Source organism: Lactococcus formosensis (assembly GCF_037892375.1).
Lineage (GTDB): Bacteria > Bacillota > Bacilli > Lactobacillales > Streptococcaceae > Lactococcus > Lactococcus formosensis.
In genome coordinates, this window is sequence record NZ_CP141721.1 from 1,927,174 (window position 1) to 1,949,091 (window position 21,918).

At 39.4% G+C, this 21,918-nt stretch carries 16 protein-coding genes; 1 reads left to right on the forward strand and 15 read right to left on the reverse strand.

Features of this window, described 5'->3' with window-relative positions; all coding sequences use genetic code 11:
- From VNN39_RS09285 to VNN39_RS09350, 14 genes are all read right to left on the reverse strand, one after another.
- Window positions 1–798, reverse strand: a complete 798-nt coding sequence (locus VNN39_RS09285; protein ID WP_338997595.1) for a MurR/RpiR family transcriptional regulator — start codon at window positions 796–798, stop codon at window positions 1–3.
- Between the two features lie 9 nt (window positions 799–807).
- Complete coding sequence (locus VNN39_RS09290) at window positions 808–3,426, reverse strand: glycoside hydrolase family 38 C-terminal domain-containing protein (RefSeq protein ID WP_339007089.1); 2,619 nt, start codon at window positions 3,424–3,426, stop codon at window positions 808–810.
- A gap of 57 nt (window positions 3,427–3,483) precedes the next feature.
- Window positions 3,484–3,936 (reverse strand): PTS sugar transporter subunit IIA, encoded by a 453-nt coding sequence (locus VNN39_RS09295; RefSeq protein ID WP_086582483.1) that lies wholly within the window; start codon window positions 3,934–3,936, stop codon window positions 3,484–3,486.
- Window positions 3,937–3,950: 14 nt separating this feature from the next.
- Window positions 3,951–5,444, reverse strand: a complete 1,494-nt coding sequence (locus VNN39_RS09300; protein ID WP_165711606.1) for a PTS fructose transporter subunit IIC — start codon at window positions 5,442–5,444, stop codon at window positions 3,951–3,953.
- A gap of 194 nt (window positions 5,445–5,638) precedes the next feature.
- Window positions 5,639–6,376 carry an MIP/aquaporin family protein gene (locus VNN39_RS09305; RefSeq protein WP_338997598.1) on the reverse strand — a complete coding sequence of 246 codons (738 nt, stop codon included), beginning with the start codon at window positions 6,374–6,376 and terminating at the stop codon, window positions 5,639–5,641.
- 51 nt (window positions 6,377–6,427) lie between these two features.
- Window positions 6,428–8,257 carry a type 1 glycerol-3-phosphate oxidase gene (gene glpO / locus VNN39_RS09310; RefSeq protein ID WP_338997599.1) on the reverse strand — a complete coding sequence of 610 codons (1,830 nt, stop codon included), beginning with the start codon at window positions 8,255–8,257 and terminating at the stop codon, window positions 6,428–6,430.
- Between the two features lie 36 nt (window positions 8,258–8,293).
- Entirely contained in the window at window positions 8,294–9,790 is a 1,497-nt protein-coding gene (gene glpK, locus VNN39_RS09315) for a glycerol kinase GlpK (RefSeq protein ID WP_338997600.1), read from the reverse strand.
- Window positions 9,791–9,965: 175 nt separating this feature from the next.
- Complete coding sequence (locus tag VNN39_RS09320) at window positions 9,966–12,074, reverse strand: BspA family leucine-rich repeat surface protein (protein WP_338997601.1); 2,109 nt, start codon at window positions 12,072–12,074, stop codon at window positions 9,966–9,968.
- Window positions 12,075–12,371: 297 nt separating this feature from the next.
- Window positions 12,372–13,838, reverse strand: a complete 1,467-nt coding sequence (locus tag VNN39_RS09325; RefSeq protein WP_096368372.1) for a helix-turn-helix domain-containing protein — start codon at window positions 13,836–13,838, stop codon at window positions 12,372–12,374.
- Between the two features lie 158 nt (window positions 13,839–13,996).
- Window positions 13,997–15,208: a voltage-gated chloride channel family protein gene (locus VNN39_RS09330; RefSeq protein ID WP_165713657.1), complete on the reverse strand. Its 1,212-nt coding sequence runs from the start codon at window positions 15,206–15,208 to the stop codon at window positions 13,997–13,999.
- Window positions 15,209–15,462: 254 nt separating this feature from the next.
- Window positions 15,463–15,702 carry a DUF896 domain-containing protein gene (locus tag VNN39_RS09335; RefSeq protein WP_004257921.1) on the reverse strand — a complete coding sequence of 80 codons (240 nt, stop codon included), beginning with the start codon at window positions 15,700–15,702 and terminating at the stop codon, window positions 15,463–15,465.
- Window positions 15,703–15,718: 16 nt separating this feature from the next.
- Window positions 15,719–17,752 carry a glycine--tRNA ligase subunit beta gene (gene glyS / locus VNN39_RS09340; RefSeq protein ID WP_338997603.1) on the reverse strand — a complete coding sequence of 678 codons (2,034 nt, stop codon included), beginning with the start codon at window positions 17,750–17,752 and terminating at the stop codon, window positions 15,719–15,721.
- Complete coding sequence (gene glyQ, locus VNN39_RS09345; protein ID WP_339007091.1) at window positions 17,752–18,720, reverse strand: glycine--tRNA ligase subunit alpha; 969 nt, start codon at window positions 18,718–18,720, stop codon at window positions 17,752–17,754. The genes glyS and glyQ overlap by 1 nt, the downstream gene beginning before the upstream one ends.
- A 13-nt stretch (window positions 18,721–18,733) precedes the next feature.
- Window positions 18,734–19,513 carry a formate/nitrite transporter family protein gene (locus VNN39_RS09350; RefSeq protein WP_338997607.1) on the reverse strand — a complete coding sequence of 260 codons (780 nt, stop codon included), beginning with the start codon at window positions 19,511–19,513 and terminating at the stop codon, window positions 18,734–18,736.
- 317 nt (window positions 19,514–19,830) lie between these two features.
- Between VNN39_RS09350 and VNN39_RS09355 the strand changes: the two genes are divergently transcribed.
- Window positions 19,831–20,853, forward strand: coding sequence for an alpha/beta hydrolase (locus VNN39_RS09355; RefSeq protein ID WP_338997609.1), 1,023 nt, complete (start codon window positions 19,831–19,833; stop codon window positions 20,851–20,853).
- Between the two features lie 36 nt (window positions 20,854–20,889).
- On the opposite strand, the gene VNN39_RS09360 is transcribed toward VNN39_RS09355, so the two are convergent.
- Window positions 20,890–21,912 (reverse strand): DUF475 domain-containing protein, encoded by a 1,023-nt coding sequence (locus VNN39_RS09360; RefSeq protein ID WP_019293557.1) that lies wholly within the window; start codon window positions 21,910–21,912, stop codon window positions 20,890–20,892.
- Window positions 21,913–21,918: the final 6 nt, after the last annotated feature.

Sequence of the window (21,918 nt, forward strand, 5' to 3'; positions counted from 1 at the left end):
TTATTTTTTATTTTTATGTAAAATTTCTTCAGATTTGATCCATTTCTTTACAGAATCAGAAAAGAGATGAAGATAGCGTTCGTAAAGTATGTCTAATTGAATCAAAATCGGAATTTGTGGTAAGATATTCCCGATAGATTCTTCATGTGTTAAGCCCGCTGATATTAGTGTAATATCTGCTTGTTTAATCAAATCAGAATTAGGATTGGAAGTAATCAGTGCTATCGGAATATTTTTTTCCTTTGTTATGGTCATCGCTTCAAGAAGATTGCTGTCTATTCCTCTCAAGGAGGCCACGAGTATCATTTCACCCTCACGGGCAAATTCTGCTGACATTAAGATTGACTTTTCCTCTGAAATGACACGAACATACTTGCCAAACCGTGAAAATTTGAATGAAAAATCAGCTCCTGTATAACTGTTAAATCCCTTTCCAAAAAAATGAATGATATTATGATCTTTTATTAAAGCGCACAGCTTGTCCACTTCCACCTCAGAATAAGCATTGTCACTTCGTGTGGCTAAAGCGTGGTAAATAGCTGTCACTGCCGATGAAATCGATGGCTCTTCTTTTTTATCCAAGGAAAGGTTGTATAAAAACATGAGTTCCTTGTAATTATCCAAACCAATCTTTTTACAAAAGCGAGTAATCGATGCCTTTGATACAGCTAGTGTTTGTGCTAATTTATCTATATTCAGTGGTGCCTTTTTACTGATAAAATAATTGGCTATAATCTCCTCAACATAGGTTAATTCCAAACGGTGCGATTCAATTAATATGAAAATATCTTCCTTCATGATTTTTCCTCAATCTATGAAATGAACAGTTTTAATCTGTCCTGCTCTAAAATCTCCCAGATTAATTTTACTATTTTTTTGTCGTTCGGTCAGCGCAATTCCTTTTAAGTCCACAAACTCATAGCGAAGCTCCTGCTCTGACAGAATAAAATTCTCACCCTTAACCGCTTGGGTACTTGGATTATACACCCGTAAATCCCAACCGCCGTAAAGCTTATTCTTACGGAGTGAACTAAAGACAAGGTCAGGTGATTTCAAGCTGATATTCTGGGGACTGGAAATTTTTTCTTTCAAGGTATTTGACACAAAATATTTTAAAGTCGTTGTAAAAAGATTTAGACTCTGAATTTGATAGAAAGGCAGGGATAAAGCATAATCAAGGTAACTTTGAGCAAGTCGTGCGGGGTTATAATCCTGTTCTAAACTTATTGCAAATTTGAATGTTAATTTTTCCAACAATTGGCTATCAGGTGTTGGGATGTACTTAAAAGCATTACCAGAAGCTACACCTGGCCTTCTGAGCAAATCAGGTCGTCCTAAAAATCCGACACTTCGAAAGAGGGTTAAAGCTAACTGATGGTGTTTTTCCCCGATTAATTGATATTCTTTGATTCCTTTGGCAAAAACCGTCCAACTGTTTTTATCATCGTGAGCATTAACCCATTTTAGCATGGGATAAATAGCCGTTGGTTCTTCACGCCAGCCGATTTCTTGCCAATCTTTCAAATGCGGATCTTCTGCTTCACGCTTCACTGTACCAAAAGGCGTATCTGTGTAAGAATATTGATTAGCAAAAGGAAGATTGATGACTGCACGCATACGATGATCCAGCGCTTGATTATCTATCGTCAAATGGCATTCGAGATGCTTGCTCCCTTTTTTTAAGGTAATTTTTAATTCGTAGTCTTGTTTTTGTTGGCAGATGCCTTCTGCACGTTCTTTCAAATCTTTAGGAAGTTCCCAAGAACCTGTCAATAATAACTCTTGATAATGTTCCCCACAAAAAGTACTATTTTTACTTCCTTCAAGTGTCAAATCAAAGACACGATCTGCATGAGCTGGCGAGTAATCGTAAGTATCACCTTCATCACCGCCATCTTCAAAAGATAAGATGTTGTCATAACTTTGCTGCTTTTTCTTATCAAATAAATGAAGCTGTCCTTTTTCATAGCTCAGCTTGTAGTAATCATTTTCAATATAATCTTGCTTGTCTTCGCTGATGACCATGCTTGACCGTTGACTTTCTTCAACGAAGTAATTCACAAAACTAAGCGCAGGAACCGTAACTTCTACAGCCAGTTCATGAATATAATAATATTTATCCGGATCTTGAGCGGCTTCTTCGCGTCTGATTTCACCAGAATATTCTTTATTTCTTGCCAGAACATCAAAACTGAGCGCTTCCCCTGCTGTATTTTTCAGTTGGATATCTTCAAACTCAGTAGAGACATTAATTTTTACTGTTTTAGTTACTTCCCAAGGTAGGGTATTAAAAATGCTGACTTGATGGTCACAAACTTTTTTCTGTGACTCACTGATTTTTCTGGTCAAGTAGTCGACTATGGAATAAGACAGTTGGTCTGCTTCGATAAAGCGTTCGCGAATAATGCGATTGGTTTTATCGCTATTACAGCCGCCCGCACTGTCGTGGGCTTGATTTTTTGCCAGTAGTTTCCAGATTCTGTCAATTAAGCCCTGCTTGTTAGCAATTCCAAGTTTTTCAGCCATAAGAACGAGTGGTTCTACCTGATAAATCATCCGTCTTTCCAGCTTATCATTCAAATACTTATGATCGTAACGTGAGGAGTAAATCGAGCGATGGATTTTCGAGACTGAGCTGGAGATAAATTCACCTTCAATTGTGGTCAGTTCCTCTTTTTCGAGTTCGGAGAATAGCTCCTCATAATTGCTTTCTTTTAACTCATAGTCACTCAGTTTCTGGTTGTAAAAATCAATCCGCTCACGCAGGTTAAAATCTACATAACGCTGGTCTCCTCCTACAGGTAATACAAGATGTTGCCCCACAGCACCGTCTTCAATCTGTGTCATAAGTTCTTGGGTTTGGTCACTGTGAATAAGTCCAACGCCGACAAAATAACCATCCTTAATATTTGCGGCTAAAACTTTTGAACCATCTTCAGCTTGCCAATAAAATTCGCGGTCCCTTGTTTTTTCCTGCGGCAATCCTCGCCAAAAGAGTGTACGATCAATTCCTAAACCTCGATATATCTTAGGCATATCTTTGCTCTGGCCGAAAGAGTCTGGCAGGTAACCGATATTCATATAACCACCCAAATCTTCGGCTAATTCCATTCCCAGAGTCAAATTTCTCACGATTGACTCGCCACTTATGATGAGTTCATCTGTTTGAGTATACCATGGACCAATCCAGAGTTTTCCAGCTTGAACCAGCTTTTTGAGTCGTGTTTTTTGTTCAGGAAAACTTTGGAGGTAGTCATCCAAAATACTCATTTGCCCATCGAGGAGATAATAAGAAATTTCATTATTCTCCAAAGCGCGCATTACTTCATCCAAATGATAAGCCAACTGGACGAAAGACTCATTATGAGTAAAATACCATTCTAAATCCCAGTGTGTATGATGAATGACATGTACTTTTTTCTTCATTTTTACTTCCTTATTCATTTTTTCAAAAGGCCAAATCAAGATGATTTGACCTTTGAGTTAAAAATCAATTTTATCTATAACGGCAGTCAGATTATTCGGGTCTTTCTCTGATAAAATATCTTCACGAAATTGATCATCGATTAGTTTTCGAGCGATTAAGCTCAGCAACTTCAAGTGCTCAGTCGCACCTTCCTCGGGAATCGTAAGTGCCAGAGCAACTTTCACGGGTTTGCCATCCAAAGCATTCCAAGGAATTTCATTGGCAAATCTAACGAAAAACATGCCCGGCTTTAAGTTCGTTTTATCTTTACAATGAGGAATGGCGATATGGTCTTTGAACCCTGTTGTTGCTTCTGCTTCTCGCTGTTTTAGGCCTTCAAAATATTCGGCTTCATTGTCCACAAAGCCCAGAGAATGTGCAAACTGTGCAATAACTGCAAAGGCTTCTTCCTGTGTACGTGCGCTTGTATCGAAAAGGATATGTTCTTGATTAAAAACTTCTTTGTTCATCTTTATTCACCTTCTTATTTTGCTTTAACTTTTACTGTTTTTTTGAATTCAATACCTCGTGTAAATCCAATCAATAATGCGGTGGTCAAAATACCTGCACATACGCACAAAATCCATGTTACAAAAGGAATCGGTTGCTCAATATAACCAATAAAGGTCCCCAGAGGCGAGCCAATACCGCCATAAAATTTCGAACCAGTAGCTGAGATAAGTCCGCCTGCAACAGCTGATCCTACAACGTTTGAGAAAATCATTCGTACAGGATGTGCTGCCACAAATGGAATAGCTCCTTCAGTGACACCCACAATCCCCATACCGAAGGCTGCACTGGCAGCAATTTTTTCATCTTTTGAAAATTTATTTTTAAATAATATCGTAGCCAACCATACACCTAAGGGAGCTACCGAAATCGCTGCTTGTGTTGCTGTACCTGGTACAAAGTTTGCACCTTCAATACCGTATTTTGTCATTGTATCGGTAAATATTGCTGTCCCAAACACCAAAGCCGTTTTATTGATTGGTCCACCCAAGTCAAACCCAATCATTGCGCCACAAATGGCTCCGATAATGATTGGTGCACCTGCGAAATTATTATTTAAATTGGTTAACCCATCATACATAGCATCCATCCCCACCGATATTGGATTTCCGATGATATAAAGCACGATCAAGCTGATAACTGCTGTTGCAATAAAGGGAATAATCATAATTGGCACGATTGGCATAACAATTTTAGGCCATTTTATTTTTTTCAATCCTTTGACCATATAGCCAACAATGAAAGCCACAATAATTGCACCAATAAAACCTCCACCTGCTTCAGTTCCTAAAAATTCTGGGTCATTAACAAGATAAGCACCAATCATGGCAGGAGCTATTGCGGGTTTGTCTGCAATGGAATTTGCCACAAAACCAGCAAATAGTGGAATCATCAGTTTAAAACCCATCTGCCCAACATAAAAAAGTTTTTCCATGAGGAAGCCCATTTGTGTCGTATTGTCAAAACCCCACTTGACAATACGTCCTAGGTCGTCCCTTTGAAAGGCATAGAGATTGGCAATGGTAAGGAGAAGACCTGCAGCGATGACCATTGGCACCATATAAGAAATACCACTCATCACATGGGTCAGAAAAGTAACCTTATCTTTATCATTACCAATCTGAATATTCCCTACTTTACTTCCTTTCTTGCCAAAAACTTCAGCCTCAGCGAATGCTTTTTTTATCAAAGCTTCAGAATCTTCAATTGCCGGAATAGATTTTGTAACATAAAGAGGCTTACCTGTGAAACGAATCGGATCAATCTTAATGTCTGAGGCAACAAGCACAAGATCTGCGCTTTCGATCTCTTCAGGAGTTAAGACATTCTCTGCTCCAATAGCTCCATTTGTCTCTACTTTGACCTCATAGCCCATTTTTTTAGCCGCTTTTTCTATAGATTCGGCGGCCATATAGGTGTGCGCTATTCCAGCAGCACAGGCCGTAACGGCTACTATTTTTTTCGACATTTTGTTTCCTCCAAAATTTTTCTTTTAGTTTTGTTATATTTGTAATATAGCACCTCTTATTTTCAAAAGCAAGAGAAAATAAAGCGTTTTCTTTGTTTAGTTTTTATTCCCATAAGCTGGAGGATTACTGGTATTTTTTTCATAAAAAAAGAGCTAGATTTTTGTCTAACTCTGCTTTTGTCTATTATTTCAATTTATTTACTTGCAAATTGAATAACCATGTTAAAGAGAAGGGCGCCTAAGCTACCACCAATGATTGGACCAACAACAGGAATCCATGCGTAAGACCAGTCAGAATCCCCTTTGCCCTTGATAGGTAAGATAGCGTGCATGATACGAGGACCTAAGTCACGTGCCGGATTCAAAGAGTAACCGGTTGTCGCACCAAGTGATAAACCAATGGCTGTGATGATAGCACCCACTAAAAGAGGTGAAACACCAGAAGTTTGCGTAATTGCATATTGCCCAAAGGCCAGAATACCTGTCGTTAAGACTGCTGTTCCAACAATTTCACTGATTAAGTTCGAACCCGTCTGACGAATGGCTGGGCCTGTAGAAAATGTACCTAAGATATCTGCTGGATTTTTAGTTTCAGCATAGTGAGGATAAAACATCAGGTAGAGGATAATGCTGGCAACCATTGCCCCGAGCATTTGCGCGATAATATAAGGGAAAACCAAACTCCAGCTAAAGCTACCAATCATTGCCATTGCAATTGTTACTGCTGGATTCAAGTGGGCAGGCGACATAAATCCGGAAATGTAAACCCCCATCATTACTGCAAAGCCCCAACCGAGTGTGATAGCAACCCACCCTGCTCCTGTTGCTTTCGTCTTGTTCAGAACAACGCCTGAAACTACACCGTTACCAAGAAGGATTAAGATAAATGTGCCTAAAAATTTACCGAGTAATTGTACCATTTCTGAGTGCATATTGACTCCTTTTTTCTATATTTTATTTGTTTCAATCATCGTTGGACTCTTCTACTTCTTCAAGTCCGACAAGTCAGATTCACGAAGTGCTTCTTCCAAAGCTTTTTCTTGTTCTGCTTTTTCTTCTGCAGACCAGCCGAGATATTCCGCCATGGCATTAACAACATGTACCTTGATAGCATCTACGCCTTCACGCATAAATAAAATATGGTTGGTACGACGAAGCAAGTAATCCACTGGCGTCAAGATCATTTCATCTTCAAGCGCATAACGTAAACGTGCTGATTCGGCGAGAGATAGACCTTCATATGGCTCCATTTCAGAAGCATAGGCAAAGACTTGGAGGGCGTTCATACCATAAAAGTCCGCGATGTATTTTGCTTCTTCTTCTGTAAGTCCTGCAGCAACACCAACTTTCATGTTTTCAGCAACAACTTCTTCAACCTTAGTTGGGTCAAATTCACCACCAGAGATTTGGTATTTTTTAGAGTCTATAGGTTCATATTTCAAACCAAAGTCCTCATTAAGCAGTTGGCAGATAAGTTCCATCGCACCCGCAGCCATTTTACGGTAGTCCGTAATTTTACCGCCCGCTAGAGTAATCAAACCATCGCTCTCACGTTCGAGGGAACTTCCACGCGATACGGAAGATGGTGCATCTCCTTTTTCGGAAAGGCTTGATTCCATATTGTTCAACAAATGTTCTACTTCGGCTTTTGTTGCTGTTTTATTTTTATAGCGGAGCACTGCCTCAACGACAGCGTTAAAGCTGGTTTCAGAAACCGCACCATTATCCCCACCGTTATAGTCTGAACCAGAATTTCCACCTAATAGTGGGCGCAATCCAGCCCATGAAGCTTCAATGTCATTAATCGTGATATTTGCTTCAGGGTAACGGAAATTAATGACATCCAAGAGGTAATCCACATCTTCTTGAGTGACTTTTGGATCAGTAAAGTCGCCATGATAATCCGTATCTGTCGTACCAAAATAAGTTTTATTTTCACGGGGAATAGCAAAGACCATACGTTTATCGTGTTTGCCTGTATCAAAATAAGTTGGTTGTGGTACAGGTAGTTTGGCTGCATCCACTACCAGATGTACACCTTTTGTTGGACGCATTTTTGGCACAATAGGACGTGTGAAGTTCAGGTAACGAATCTTATCTACCCAAGGACCACTTGTATTAATCACAAGTTTAGCTTTGACTTCAATGACTTGGTCTGTCAACAAATCACGCGCACGGACACCAGAGATTTGTCCATCGGTATAGATAAAATCAATCACTTTCATCTTGCTAATGGCTTGCGCACCATCTTCTACGGCTTTTTTGATATTATCAATTACCAAGCGTGCATCGTTATTACGATAGTCAAGATAAACACCAGCTCCTTGTAACCCTTTTTTCTTGATGAGTGGCTCACGACGCAATACTTCTTCTGGTGAGATAGTATAGTTAGCATATGGTAAGTCTTCATCCACACCGGCCAAACGGTCATACAAATCCATCGCAATTTTCACAGAAAACATATCAAATGTTGTCTTGCCTTCATCATCGTAGATAGGAAGTAACATCGGATCTGGCTTAGGAATATGTGGTGCAATGCCTTGAACAACAGCACGTTCTGAAACTGTATCAGAAACAACTTCCACATCGAAGTTTTTGAGATAACGGATCCCACCATGCACGAGTTTTGTTGAACGGGATGATGTACCTTCTGAAAAGTCCTGCATTTCAAGTATAGCCACTTTCATGCCAGCAGCCGCTGCTTGTAAAGTCAAGCCAGCACCAGTGATCCCCCCTCCGATAACGAGTAGGTCCATCTCTTCATTTTGAACTTTTGTGATTGCTTCTTGTCTTGTTTTTTTAGAAAAAGCCATTTCTATTCTCCTTTTAGGTTACTGTCTGATTGATTATTATTTGAAAGCACGTGTCGCATTCACGGCTTTTTTCCAACCGGCATAGAGTTCTTCTCTGCGTTCTTCTGGCATTTGAGTTTGGAAAATTTTGCCCGGTTCATAGGATTCTTTAAGTTCTTCTAAGTCTTTCCAGAAACCAACAGCTAGTCCTGCAAGGAAGGCTGCACCAAGTGCTGTTGTTTCCAAATCGCCCGCACGTTGGATTGGGATATTCAGGATATCCGCTTGGAACTGCATCAAGTATTCATTGTTTGCAGCGCCCCCGTCTACCTTAAGCACAGACATATCGATTCCTGTATCTTCTTTCATAGTGCTGACTACATCACGAACTTGATAAGCAATCCCTTGTAAGGTTGCTTTCACAATATCTTCTTTTGTTGTTCCACGTGTCAAGCCAAACATTGCGCCTCGCGCTTCTTGGTCCCAATATGGAGCTCCAAGGCCGACAAATGCTGGAACAACATAGACTTCATCTTTACTCGTTGATTGGAGGGCAACTTCTTCCGAATCACTGGCACGCTCCAACATCTTTAAACCATCACGTAACCATTGAATGGATGATCCTGCAACAAAGATACTTCCTTCTAAGGCATAATAAACTTTTCCATTAATACCATAGCCAATCGTTGTCAGCATGTTATTTTTCGAAATATGGGGTTTCTCACCTGTATTCATAACGATAAATGAACCTGTACCATAGGTGTTTTTAATCATTCCAGGTTCAAAGGCCATTTGTCCAAATAATGCAGCCTGCTGGTCTCCCGCCATACCAGAGATTGGTACTTCAGAACCGAAGAAATGGAAGCCTTTAGTCACACCGTAAACTTCAGAGTTTGACTTGACCTCTGGAAGCATTGAAGCTGGGATATTAAGAATCTTCAAGATTTCTTCGTCCCATTTCAGTTCGTGAATGTTGTAGAGCATCGTACGGCTTGCATTAGAATAATCAGTATAATGTGCATCACCATCTGTCAACTTCCACAAGAGCCAAGTATCGATAGTTCCAAAGAGGAGCTCGCCTCGTTCTGCACGCTCTTGAGCACCTTCTACGTGATCAAGGATCCAACGAATCTTTGTGGCTGAAAAGTATGAATCAACAATAAGTCCTGTCTTTTTGTGGAAGAGCTCCTCATGCCCTGCTTCTTTAAGACCATTTGCAATATCGGCAGATTGACGCGATTGCCAAACAATGGCATGATAGATGGGCTTTCCTGTTTTCTTGTCCCAGATAATAGTTGTTTCACGTTGGTTAGTTATCCCGATACCGGCAACCTGTACAGGTTTGATACCAGATTCGATAAAAGCTCCTGCGATAACAGATTGAACAGAGTTCCAAATCTCGTTTGCATCATGTTCGACCCAACCTTCTTTAGGAAAGTACTGGGTAAATTCCTTTTGGGAACTCCCAATGTGTTTACCCTGTTTATCAAATATAATAGCTCTTGAGCTTGTTGTACCTTGGTCAATTGCCATAATGTAAGAAGTTTCTGTCATGTTCGTTCTCCTTTGTAAACGCTTTCTATACTTCTTATTATAGCATTTAAAAAGAATCAAATACTTTCATTTTTTAAGAAATTTAAAAAAATTTTGAAAGTCATCCATAAACTTATGTCAATAACATAAAAAAACTCCCATCTTTAGGAAGCTTTTCTATGTTATTTCTTGTTTATTATTTTACAGTAGTCTTGTTCACTTTCCTCCGTTGAAGCCATAATACTATTGCAACTATCAACTGCACGAAACCAAGTACACCCCATAGACCTGATCCTTCTCCTGTTTTTGGTAAATTACCGTTACTTTTTTGAGGGTGTTCTTCCCCTTCGTTATTGACTTCAGAATCTCCATCACTACTTTCCCCACCATTAGAAGTTCCGTTGTTCTCCTCTCTAGTTTTGACTGTGATCTCAGCTGTTGCTTCTGCACCATCATAAGCGTAAGTCACCTTATAGACCCCTGCCTTATCCGTATCAACAGAGCCCATCACCGTAATCCGATCAAACACCACCTCTTCTCCAAAACGATCAGTCGCTTTGATAAAGTTATCTTGCGGTTTCCAATTATCACCTATAAAAAGGCTACTATTCTTAACTTCAACTGCAGTTTGGTAGGGTACACGTCGCCAGACTCCAGCAGCTTGGCTTATATTACCAGATAAATCCATCAAGTCTTCAGAACTTAACCAATTCATTTGTTCTCTCTGTATTTCCCGTCGCCAAAAGTTAAGAAATCCTGGAGTTGTTGTCTCACTTGGTAAGGCAGAGGCGCTGATGTTGGTATTTGCGCCTAAATGAAGCTCGACTAAAGACTCTAACCCTTGGAAAATATTTGTTCTATTATGTGTTTGAACATTCCTCGTATCAAAAGATGACATATCTATTTTTCTTAATGCCCGAGCTTCATCAAACATTTCATTCATTCGTGTAAGTGCTGGTGTTTCAAAGGAAGAGAGGTCAAGTTCAGTTAATGTATCCGCCATCCAAAACATTGCTTCCATATTTGTGACAGCCCTTGTGTCAAAACCACTTAAATCAATTCTCTCAAGATTGCGTGTATGGGCGAACATAAGGGACATATCTGTGACAGAACTTGTGTCAAAGTTTTCCCTATCTATATCCAGATTGACAATTCGGGATCCAGCAAACATATGATTCATGTCAGTCACTGCACTTGTATCAAAATGAGACAAATCTAAATAATCTAATCCCCATGTTCCTAAAAACATACGTCTCATATCTTGTACCTTATCTGTTCTAAAGCTTTCAATATTTAAATCGGTTAAACTGTGCGCGCTTGCAAACATATAAGCCATATTGGTTACATTCTTTGTATTAAAATGAGATAAATCCAGACTCTTTAAGCTATTCGCAAACCAAAACATCCCTTCCATACTTATAACAGTCTGTGTATCAAACTCATCTAATCCTTTTATATCAATCAAATCATGAGAATAACCGAACATATCTCTCATAGTTGTAACTTTAGATGTGTTAAAGGAAGACACATCAATATGATGTAAATTTGACGCTTGAAACATACTACTCATGTTTATGACATTATCTGTCACGAATGAAGATAAATCTAGCTCTTCAAAGCCAGATTGTTGAAACATTCCTAACATAGTAGTCACAGCACGTGTATCAAAAGATGACAAATCAGCAGATGTGAGTGATGGTGTATTCCTAAACATTTGAGACATATCTGTCACATCACTGGTATTTAGATATGACAAGTTGTCAATTGTTTCAAGTTCCTCCATTCCCATAAAAAGAGCACCCAAGCTTTTGTCACCGTCAACAGTCACAGAATCTTTAAAAACAATGCGCCTCACTTGCTCCCGCGGAATCGTTCCCCACCCACTCGGTACAGTTATTGTACCGCTTAGAAGTGTTAATGTAGCCGTATTAGTATCCCACTCCGCTTCTACTTCTCCCAAAATGGTCATTGATACTATAGAGACCTCTTCTGTACTTTTTGTTTCAGAATCAGTTTTCCCAGCTTCTGGAATATATTCTGCGGGTTTTGGTTCATCAGGGTTTTCAATTTTTTCTTCTCCTGGCTCAATTACCTTGTTTTTTGCTCTGGCAATTTTACCTTCTGAATCATCTGTAAGTGAGATCTCTACACCTTTACTGATTTCCACATCTGATGAGAGTGTTGTTGCTAGAGCAGATGTGCCATTAAGCACTGGGCTACCGACAAGCCCTGCTAGACTCATAATAGTTAAAAGCTGACTCGTTGTACTTAAAAATCTCATTTTTTTATTCTTCTTTGTTTTCATATTAAACTCCTTTTTTCATCACACAAAAACGCCCAAAATTAAGGCGTTAATTATAAGCTAAAAAAGACACATTAACTTGTAGTGACTCTCCAAAGTTAACTGTGCTGTGCTGTGCTGTGCTGTGCTGTGCTAATAGATTATAAGACATAATATTACCTCTGTCAATACCTAGATATTTTTAGTTACCTAAATAACATTTACATAACAAAATTGTAATAAATTTATCAACAAAAGCAAAATTATTTCCATATAAACAAATAAAAAAGAGACAGGTTGCCTCTTTTTCTATTCTGATTCTCAAGTGAGAATTGCTTTCTTTTGAAATTTTTCTTTCTTCAAGGCTTCGATACAGGTCAGTAACTCTTCAAAGTCATAATCGCTGGAAAACTCGGAAAGAATATAGACAAACTTTCGACTGTCATTTCTTTTACTTGAGATAAGCAGGTCATAGCTCTGACCTTCATGATAATGCTCTAGCTTTATCTTTTCTACTGCTCTGAGACGATTTTTAAGATAGTGTTCCATGGGGATTTGATAGGCTGGCGTATCAGACAAATCATAAGCCACCGTCAATTGTTGAGCAGATAAAAGTTCCAATAACATCAAAGCATTACGATAGCCAAAGATGAGTTCAGGCAAATCCTGTTCTTTTGGAATATAACTTAAGGCGATATTTTTGAGATTATCAAGTAAATCTTGGAAACTTTTATCAACCCAGTTTTGCTTCTGCAACAGTAAAGCTTCTTGGCTCTTAGTAAAGAGACCGCCTTGGAAAAAGGCGAATTTATTATTCACTTGAGCCAGCTGATAACTGATGGCTTTTTCCTCTTCAAACCCTAAACGATGAGGACGATAGTGGTTCAACATACGTTCTCTTAAAGAAATATTCAAGAGAACGGTGGGGATTTTTTTACTGCGAAAAATATCAAAGCGGTAATAACTTTCCTTATCTAAGATGAAAAAGGATAAGAGAAAACTGTAGAAAAAGATTGTCTCACAGTTGTCCTTACTCTGTTTATCATAAATATATTGGTAAAAAAGAGAGTCCAACAGCTGATAAAGGTGGTCATCTTGATAGATTTTCTTCAGTTTCAAAGATTGAGTGACTTGAATGTCTGTAAGTTTACGCCTTTTTTCTGTAATGGCTAACCAACGGTAAAGTTTATCTTGGCTGCTTGTCGAAAAGGTTACTTTTAAGGTTTCTTCGAGTTGCAGGATAAAATCAACTTGAAACTTCGTGACTTGAAGGAAGTTTGGCCGAAATTTAGGATGAAGCGAATCAAACAATAAGTAGTAAAAATAGCGAATCTGACTCTCTTCCCCCACCAACTTATTGTTTTTGATTTGAAGCTCAAACTCGGCTAAAAGTTTATTCAGCTCTTTTATTTTGCGGAACAAGGTTGATTCACTGACCAGTAAGGCTTCTGCTAGTTCAAAAATCATGTAATTTTTTTGTTCTAAAAGCAAGAGAAGCAAGCGATACTTAATGCTGTCTTGGATTAAAAAGCTGATGACTTCATCTAAGCTTTGAGACTCTGCCATGTTTAGGACAAGTTTATTATCCTGTCGCAGAACTTCCATAGGCGTTCCCATCACCTTTCCCAGATAAGAGATGTCCTCCAGGTAACTTTCAACTGATGGACGGGAGAGATTTACCCAATCACACAGTTCTTGTGCTGTTACCTTATCATGTTTGACGACCAACTGACGTAGAATCTTAACCTGTATTTGCTCTTTCTTTTCAAGTAAAGCTTCAATATTCACAGTTGCCCCTCTTCTTTTCTAAGCCAATATTTTTCGTAGGCGTTTTCATATTCTTCTTCTATTTTATCACTTCACTATAATTTGTGATCAAAAATTGCTCATTCTAGTTATAGAAAAATAGACAATAAAAAGAATAAGACCAAAAGTCTTATTCTTTTTTAAACCTCTAAGTTGAGTTTCCCTTGTGCATATATCGAAGCATTGCCATTGAGAATATAGGCGATTGTGACGATCGGTAAGATATACTGTACCGTACCGAAGCCAAAGACTTCTGCAGCAATAAATATGGAAGCAAAGTAAGAGTTTGTTGCTGAAGAAAAGACGGAAACATAACCGGCAGCAGCAACTAAGCCGACAGGTAAGCCCAAAAGTACAGCCAAGGTCGCACCTAAACTGGCACCAATCGCAAAGAGTGGGGTCACTTCTCCACCTTGAAAACCTGCTGAAATACTTAAGACCGTAAAGAGCAGCTTCAGAAGCCAATCGTAGGCATTGATATGCTGCCCGTTAAAACTCATCGAAATTAGATTCGTCCCTAGTCCTGCATAACGATCAAGATGGATAAAGATAAGACCCAAGCTCAAAATCAGACCCATAAGTAAAATGCGGCGATAAGGGTTAGATAGCTTGCTCGCCATATAAGTCTTCATAAAGGCTAAACCTTGGGCAAAGATGCGACCAACTAAGCCGAAACAAATGGCCACGATAAGAAGCTTTAGAAGCACCAACGGATCAATAGTTAAGTCGGTATTGACCGCAAAGGAAAATTTTTCTAAGCCTAAAGCATGAGAAGTCGCACTAGCTACATAAGAACCGACCAGGGCGGGGAAGAGAGCCATATATTCGATCTTGCCCACCATCAAGATTTCAATAGCAAAGAAAGTTGCAGCAATAGGGGTTTGGAAGAGTCCTGCAAAACCAGCTGCCATCCCCGTAATCAAGAGCACTTTTTGTGCTTCTTTGGAAGATAGTTTACTTCCCACTGTATGACCAATCGTAGCACCAATCTGGACAGCTACTCCTTCTCGACCGACACTTGCACCAAAGAGATGTGACAGCCAAGTTGAAAAGATAATCAAGGGCACTAAGCGTTTAGGGATATCTTCTCGCCCCTTATTTCCAGCTTCAAAAATTAGACCCATTCCTTTTTGACTCTCTTTACCAAAACGTTGGTAAACATAAACAATCAAAAGACCAGCTAATGCTAAAAAAGGAAGAAAATACAAGGGATGTGCATCACGTGTTTCAGTAATATAAATCAAGCCACGCCCAAATAAAGCATCAACAGCTCCAATGATTACCCCAATCACAAGAGCTAATACGGCATAAAGTATAGCCCATCTTGATATTCCAATTTTTATATTTTTCATTAAAAGTAATTCCTCTTACCTGTCTAAATAATAACAAGGGTGCAGAAATCAAACAAACTTGATTTCTGCCTAAATAAAATGCCCAGGCAATTCTGATAGGAATTGTCATCTAACATTATCAATTTGTCAAGATAAATTCCTGACCAATAAGGTGCGCTAGAAATTCTCATAGGAATTTTCAAGCAGCATTAACTCCTTCAGGAGCTAATCTGGTAGCATATTAAAAACAGGCCGAGCACAATGCTCGACCAGCTTTAATCGCGCATACCTTTGGCACGTTGAATGTCTTTAAGTTTTTCTGGTGTGATGTCTTTTCCATCTTCATCCACCAATTTTACTGCTTCAACTTGACCGCGGAGATTTTCACGTACGCTATCAAGATAAATACGGCGCAATTCAGCACGTTCTGCAGTTTCGGCTTCTGTTAGTCCTTCTGCTTTGTGTTTACGTGCAAGCTCATTGATACGTTCTACTTGTTCATTTGTGATTGCCATAAGACCAATATCCTCCTTATTTTGTATTGATTAAACTAAAGTCAGCCATTGTTCCTGTAAGTGCTGACAGCTCTGTAAGCAAGGCCAGACGATTGTGACGTACTTTTTCATCTTCTGCCATAACCATTACATTTTCAAAGAAATTGTTAATAGCTGGAACACCTTTGTTGACAAGAATATCATATTTTTCAGAGGCAGACAAGTTTGCCCAACCTGCTTTAAGTTCTTCTGTAGCTTCGTAAAGCATGCCTTCAGCATCGTTCTCAAAGAGTTCAGAAGAAACCGTTCCGACATGATCGGCTTTTTTCGCCAAGTTGATCACACGTGAAATATTTTCAATAGCTGGTTTAAAAGTTTCTTCGTCCTTATGACTGTTAAGCATTGGTGCAATTTCCATCATGTTAGCAATATCCATTGTATCTGCCGCAATCGTTGCTTCAACAATATCGTGACGGATTTTCTTATCCAGTAGAAGTTTTTGCACACGCCCTTTGAGGAAATCAATAACTTGCTCTTTATTTTCATAATCAAGTACGGCGATAAACTCCGAAAAGTCAAAGTGCCAGTTGAATTTCTCAATAATACGTGTCAATCCTTGCGCTGCACGACGCAAAGCGTATGGGTCATTTGAGCCTGAAGGAATTAAGCCTGCGCTAAAGAATGAAAGAATGCTGTCGATTTTATCTGCAGCAGCTAAAACACTTCCGACAGCAGTTTCCGGCAAATCTCCTTCAGCAGATACCGGCATATAATGCTCACGAACTGCTACTGCTACGTTGCCATTCTCTCCTGCAAGAAGGGCATATTTTTCACCCATAACGCCTTGAAGTTCATCAAATTCACCAACCATACCTGTCAAAAGATCAAATTTATAAATATCTGCTGCACGCGCCACATCCGTCTTTTCAGTTTCTGTCAGCTTGGCAATATCTGCCAGATGTGCTGCAATTGCTTTTGTACGAGCCATATGTTCTGTGATTGAACCGATTTTTGCATGGAAAGTTACATTTTCAAGTTTCTTCACAAGATCTGCAATTTTTAATTTTTGATCTTCTTTCCAGAAGAACTCAGCATCTTCCAAACGGGCAACCAGAACTTTTTCATTACCTAAAATGACATTCTTCATACCTTCAGCATTACCATTACGAACGGAGATAAAGTGCGGTGCGAGCTTACCTTCTGCAGTATAAACTTCAAAATAACGTTGGTTATCGCGCATTGAAGTAACCAGAACTTCTTCCGGAACTGACAAATACTTTTCATCAAAGCTGCCGACAAAAGCAGTTGGGTACTCGACTAGGTTGTTGACTTCTTCAAGAAGTTCAACATGTTTTTCGTCTGAAAGTTCAACTTTCCAGCCATGTTCAGCTGCAATTTCTTTGATTTGTTGGCTAATTTCAGCTTTACGTGCACCAGCATCAACCATAACAAAATTATCAGTCAAAACTTTGGCATAATCTGTCGCATGTTCAAGCGTAAATACTTGGTTTGAAAGGAAGCGATGACCACGTGTTGTATTTCCTGCAGTCACATCAAGAATGTCAAAGGGAACCACTTTGGCATCTAGTAAAGAAATCATCCATTGGATTGGACGCACGAAGAGGAAGCTATTATTTCCCCATTTCATGTAAGTTTTGAACTGCATTTTAGAAATGACTTCATCGCCAACTTTTGTCAATATTTCTTGTGCAGCTACGCCTGCGATATGTTTGTTTGCGAAATAGTAATCGCCCTTGAGGACCAATTCGTCAGGTGTTACGCCTTGTCCACGAGAGAAACCTTGAATGGCTTTTGACCAGTTTCCTTCAGCATCTTTAGCAATTTTAGCAGATGGACCTTTGACTTCTTCGTCCATTGCTTCGGAATTTTCAGCAAGTCCTTCCACCAAAACAGCCAAACGACGTGGTGTTGAAAATTTGCGGATAGCATCAAATTCTAAACGGTTTTCATTCAAAAAGTCCGAAAGACGTTCTGCCAATTGATTGATTGCAGGTGTTACCAAGTGGGCTGGCATTTCTTCCAAGCCAATTTCGAGTAAATAGTTTGCCATTATTTTGCCTCCTGTTCTTCTGCCAATTGTGCCAGAACTTTTGTATATTTCCCTTTTTCTCCCAGATATTTCTCACGTAAATCTTCATCTTTCAAAAGTGGGAAACCAAGTTTAGCACGTTCTTCAATAAATGTTTTGGCAACTTTACGCGCCATTGTACGTACGCGGTGCAGGTACCCAGCACGTTCAGTTACAGAAACTGCGCCACGCGCATCCAAAAGGTTAAAGGTATGAGAGCTCTTCAAGATAAAGTCATAAGCAGGGTGGACCAAACCTAAATCTAGTAATTTAAGTGCTTCTGCTTCATACTTGTTAAACAAGTCTAAAAGCATATCTTGATCTGACTCTTCAAAAGCAAATTTTGAGTGCTCGTATTCCGGCTCTTTGAAAATATCGCCATAAAGTACACCATTTCCCCATTCAAGATCATAGACGCTATCGACTTCTTGAATAGCTGTTGCCAAGCGTTCTAAACCGTAAGTGATTTCAGAAGTTACAGAATCCACTTCAATACCGCCAACTTGTTGGAAATAAGTAAACTGTGTACATTCTTGTCCATCAATCCAAACTTCCCAACCAATGCCGGCACAACCCATTGATGGGTTTTCCCAGTTATCTTCAACAAAACGAATATCATGCTCCAAAGCATGAATACCCAAGGCAGCTAAACTTTCCAAGTAAAGTTCTTGGATATTTTTTGGTAAAGGTTTCATCACCACTTGAAATTGGTGGTGTTGGAAAAGGCGGTTAGGGTTTTCACCATAACGTCCATCTGCAGGTCGACGTGAAGGTTGAACATATGCCGCTGACCAAGGTTCAGGACCATTTGAACGCAAGAAAGTATAAGGACTCATCGTTCCTGCACCAACTTCGTTATCGTAGGCTTGCATCAAGTTTGCACCTTGCTTAGACCAAAAAGCCTGCAAAGTCAGAATCATATCTTGAAATGATAATTTATTATTTGACATTTAATTCTCCTTATTATTTATTAAGTTCATTCATTTGGCGTCTATACCCGAGGAAGTAGAAACCAGCAACGAAAATCACACCACCGATGATGTTTCCAGCATAGACAAGACTGAAATTGCGGATGAATTCCATCCAGGTTGCGCCACCTTCAAAGATTGCAGCGGGGATGGCAAATGCATTTGCCACACTGTGCTGGAAACCAATTGCAACAAAAGCCATTGTCGGGAACCAGATTACCATTACTTTTCCTGCTGCATCTTTGGCTCCGTAAGAAAGCCACATTGCAAGGCCTACAAACCAGTTACACCCTACTCCAGAAACCAAAGTCTGAAGCCAAGTTGCATTTATTTTCGAGTGCGCAACAGTGATTAATTCCTCACGATACACACCTGTACTTGTCAACCCAACAATGTGTGCAAAAAAGAAAGCCACAAAGAAGGCACCCAGAAGATTAAAAATCGTGATGACAATCCAGTTTTTGAGCAAATCTGAAAACTTTACTTTCTTTGCAAAGAAAGATACAGAAACAGCCGTCATATTCGATGTGATGAGCTCGCCACCGCCCATGAGAATAACAATCAAACCAATAGGAAACACTGCTGCACCGATGAAACTTGCCAAACTTCCAAAATCATCGACGACACTTGATATGACGCGGATATAAAGCAGATAACCTAAAGAGATTAACGCGCCTCCAATAAAGCCAAGTACAGCTTTTTCTAACATCGGTCGTTTGACCTTTTCTTGTCCATGGTAAATAGTTGCAGCCAATATTTCTGCTGGATTCATCATAATGTTCTACTCCTTAAAATAATATAAAAACCGCGCAATACACCTGTCCTAAGACAAAGGGTGCTATGCACGGTTCCACCTTTATTTTTTACTTCATTCGTATTGCGATGATTTTGGGCCATTTTAAATCTCGGCTTTCACTGTCCCGAGTCGCTTGCTTTACCTTAAAATTGTAGTCCTTTTTGCTGAAAATGTCAAGGCCAGACTTAAAGTTTTTAGTGTTACCGATTTGAAGAGGCTAAAGAGGGATTCAGCTTGCTGAACCCTTTTTCAAAAATCATTTGCAACATGAAATAATTTGATATAATAAGTTCATCATGAAAAAATTATTTAAGGTTATAAGTTTATTGTTAGGCTTTCTTGTGGTATTAATTTTAGGAGTGGTACTGGTGTTTAATCTCTCCCCACGTCCCGGAGCATTTGTGATCAACCGTCTTTTTGCTAAAAGTGGCGGAAAGATAACAGATCAAAATACCTATGAGGCTCACAAGAAAAAGGTCCTTTTGAAAAGTGACATCAGCTATAATTCAGACAAAAAAAGAAATACCTTTGACATTTACATGCCACAAAATACCAAAGGCCCTATTCCAGTAATTATCTGGGTTCATGGTGGTGCTTATGTCGGAGGAAATAAAACTGATGTTAAAGAATTTGCCTCTAGGATTGCGCATGATGCTCAAGTTGCTGTTATCTGTCCTAATTATGCACTTGCACCTGATGCACAATATCCCAGCCAAGTTCAGCAAATAAACGAATTGATAAAGGATTTATTCCAGCATCAAGATAAATATCCTTCTCTTGATTTTACTCAAATTATTCTTGGAGGTGATAGCGCTGGTGCCCAAATTGCAGCCCAATATGCGGCTATTCAAACCAATAAATCTTATGCGAACGCATTAAACTTCAAACCACTCCTCACTAAGCAAAACTTAAAAGGTGTCATCTCTTATTGCGGCCCTGTAAACTTGCAAGAAAAGGCACATGATAAGTCAAATAATTTATTGCTTAAAGCTTTCACCAAAACTGTCGCTTGGTCACTCTTAGGTACAACAGATTGGAAAACCAATACACATCTAAAACAAGCAAGCGTGGTTCCGGCCGTAACAGAAAACTATCCGCCCACTTATATTACGGATGGAAATACTCTTAGTTTCGCTCCAGAAGGTGAAGCATTGGCAAAGCGTTTAAAGGAGCTAAACGTTCCTGTATCCGAGCTCTTCTTTAGTGATTCCAGTAAAAAAATTGGACATGAGTATCAATTTGATTACCGTACGAAAGAAGCACAGCTCTGCTATCAACAAACGCTCCGATTCGTTCAAGAACATACCCTCCAACACTAAAAAAGCTGCACTTCTTGTGCAACTTTTTTTATTTGATTAATGTGTTCGATTGTAAATAATACTTGAGATAAAGGATAACACGATAATAATCCCACCAAGTAAACCTGTCACTGCCTCACCAATTTCCCAATGGATACTTGCCAAAATCAGAATGGCTAAGGTAAGAATCGCCCAATGCGCACCGTGTTCTAAATAAACAAGCTCATTCAGTGTTCCTTTTTCTACCAAGTAAAGGGTCAGTGAGCGGACAAACATTGCACCAATAACGCCTAGTCCAAGCAGGATAATAATTGGGTCTGAAGTAATAGCGAAGGCACCGATAACACCATCAAAACTAAAGGATGCATCGATAACCTCAAGATAAAGGAAGAGTGAGAAAGCTGCTCTTCCTACAGCATAAGTCGTCTGACCTGCTGTTTCAGTAGGCATATGCTCGGTCATCATATCGCCAAAACCGTTCACCAACATATAAGTTACAATCCCCAAAACACCGGAGAATAGAACCGTGTGTGCATCAGCTGCGATAAATTCAGCAGTCAATAAAAGAACAAGCATTGAAATTATCGCATTTGCTGCAGGAAAATGACCAACCTGTTGCAAGACTTTCTCAGGCAATTTTAGCCATGTATGTGCCCTTTGATCAAAGAAAAAACCAAGAGCAAGCATCAAAAGAAACATACCGCCAAATGCAGCGATCGAAGGGTGCGCATGGTGCAAAATATAACCGTAGGTCCCTGGAACACTGGGATCCCCTTTTTCTAAAGCTAAGCGCATGGCACTTATCGGATCCAGTTTTGCGGAGACACCAACAATCAAAAGCGGAAAGACCAAACGCATCCCCACAACAGCAATTAAAATCCCCACCGTCAAAAATATTTTACGCCAAGCATGGCTCATACGCTCCAAAATACGTGCATTAACAATGGCATTATCCATGGAAAGTGAAATTTCCAATACCGCTAGGATAGCTGTAATCATTAAGCCATCCCATCCAGCATAGAGGTAAGCGATAATCAATGCAATAATACTAACAATAAACGAGCTTCTAAAAATTTTCATAAATTC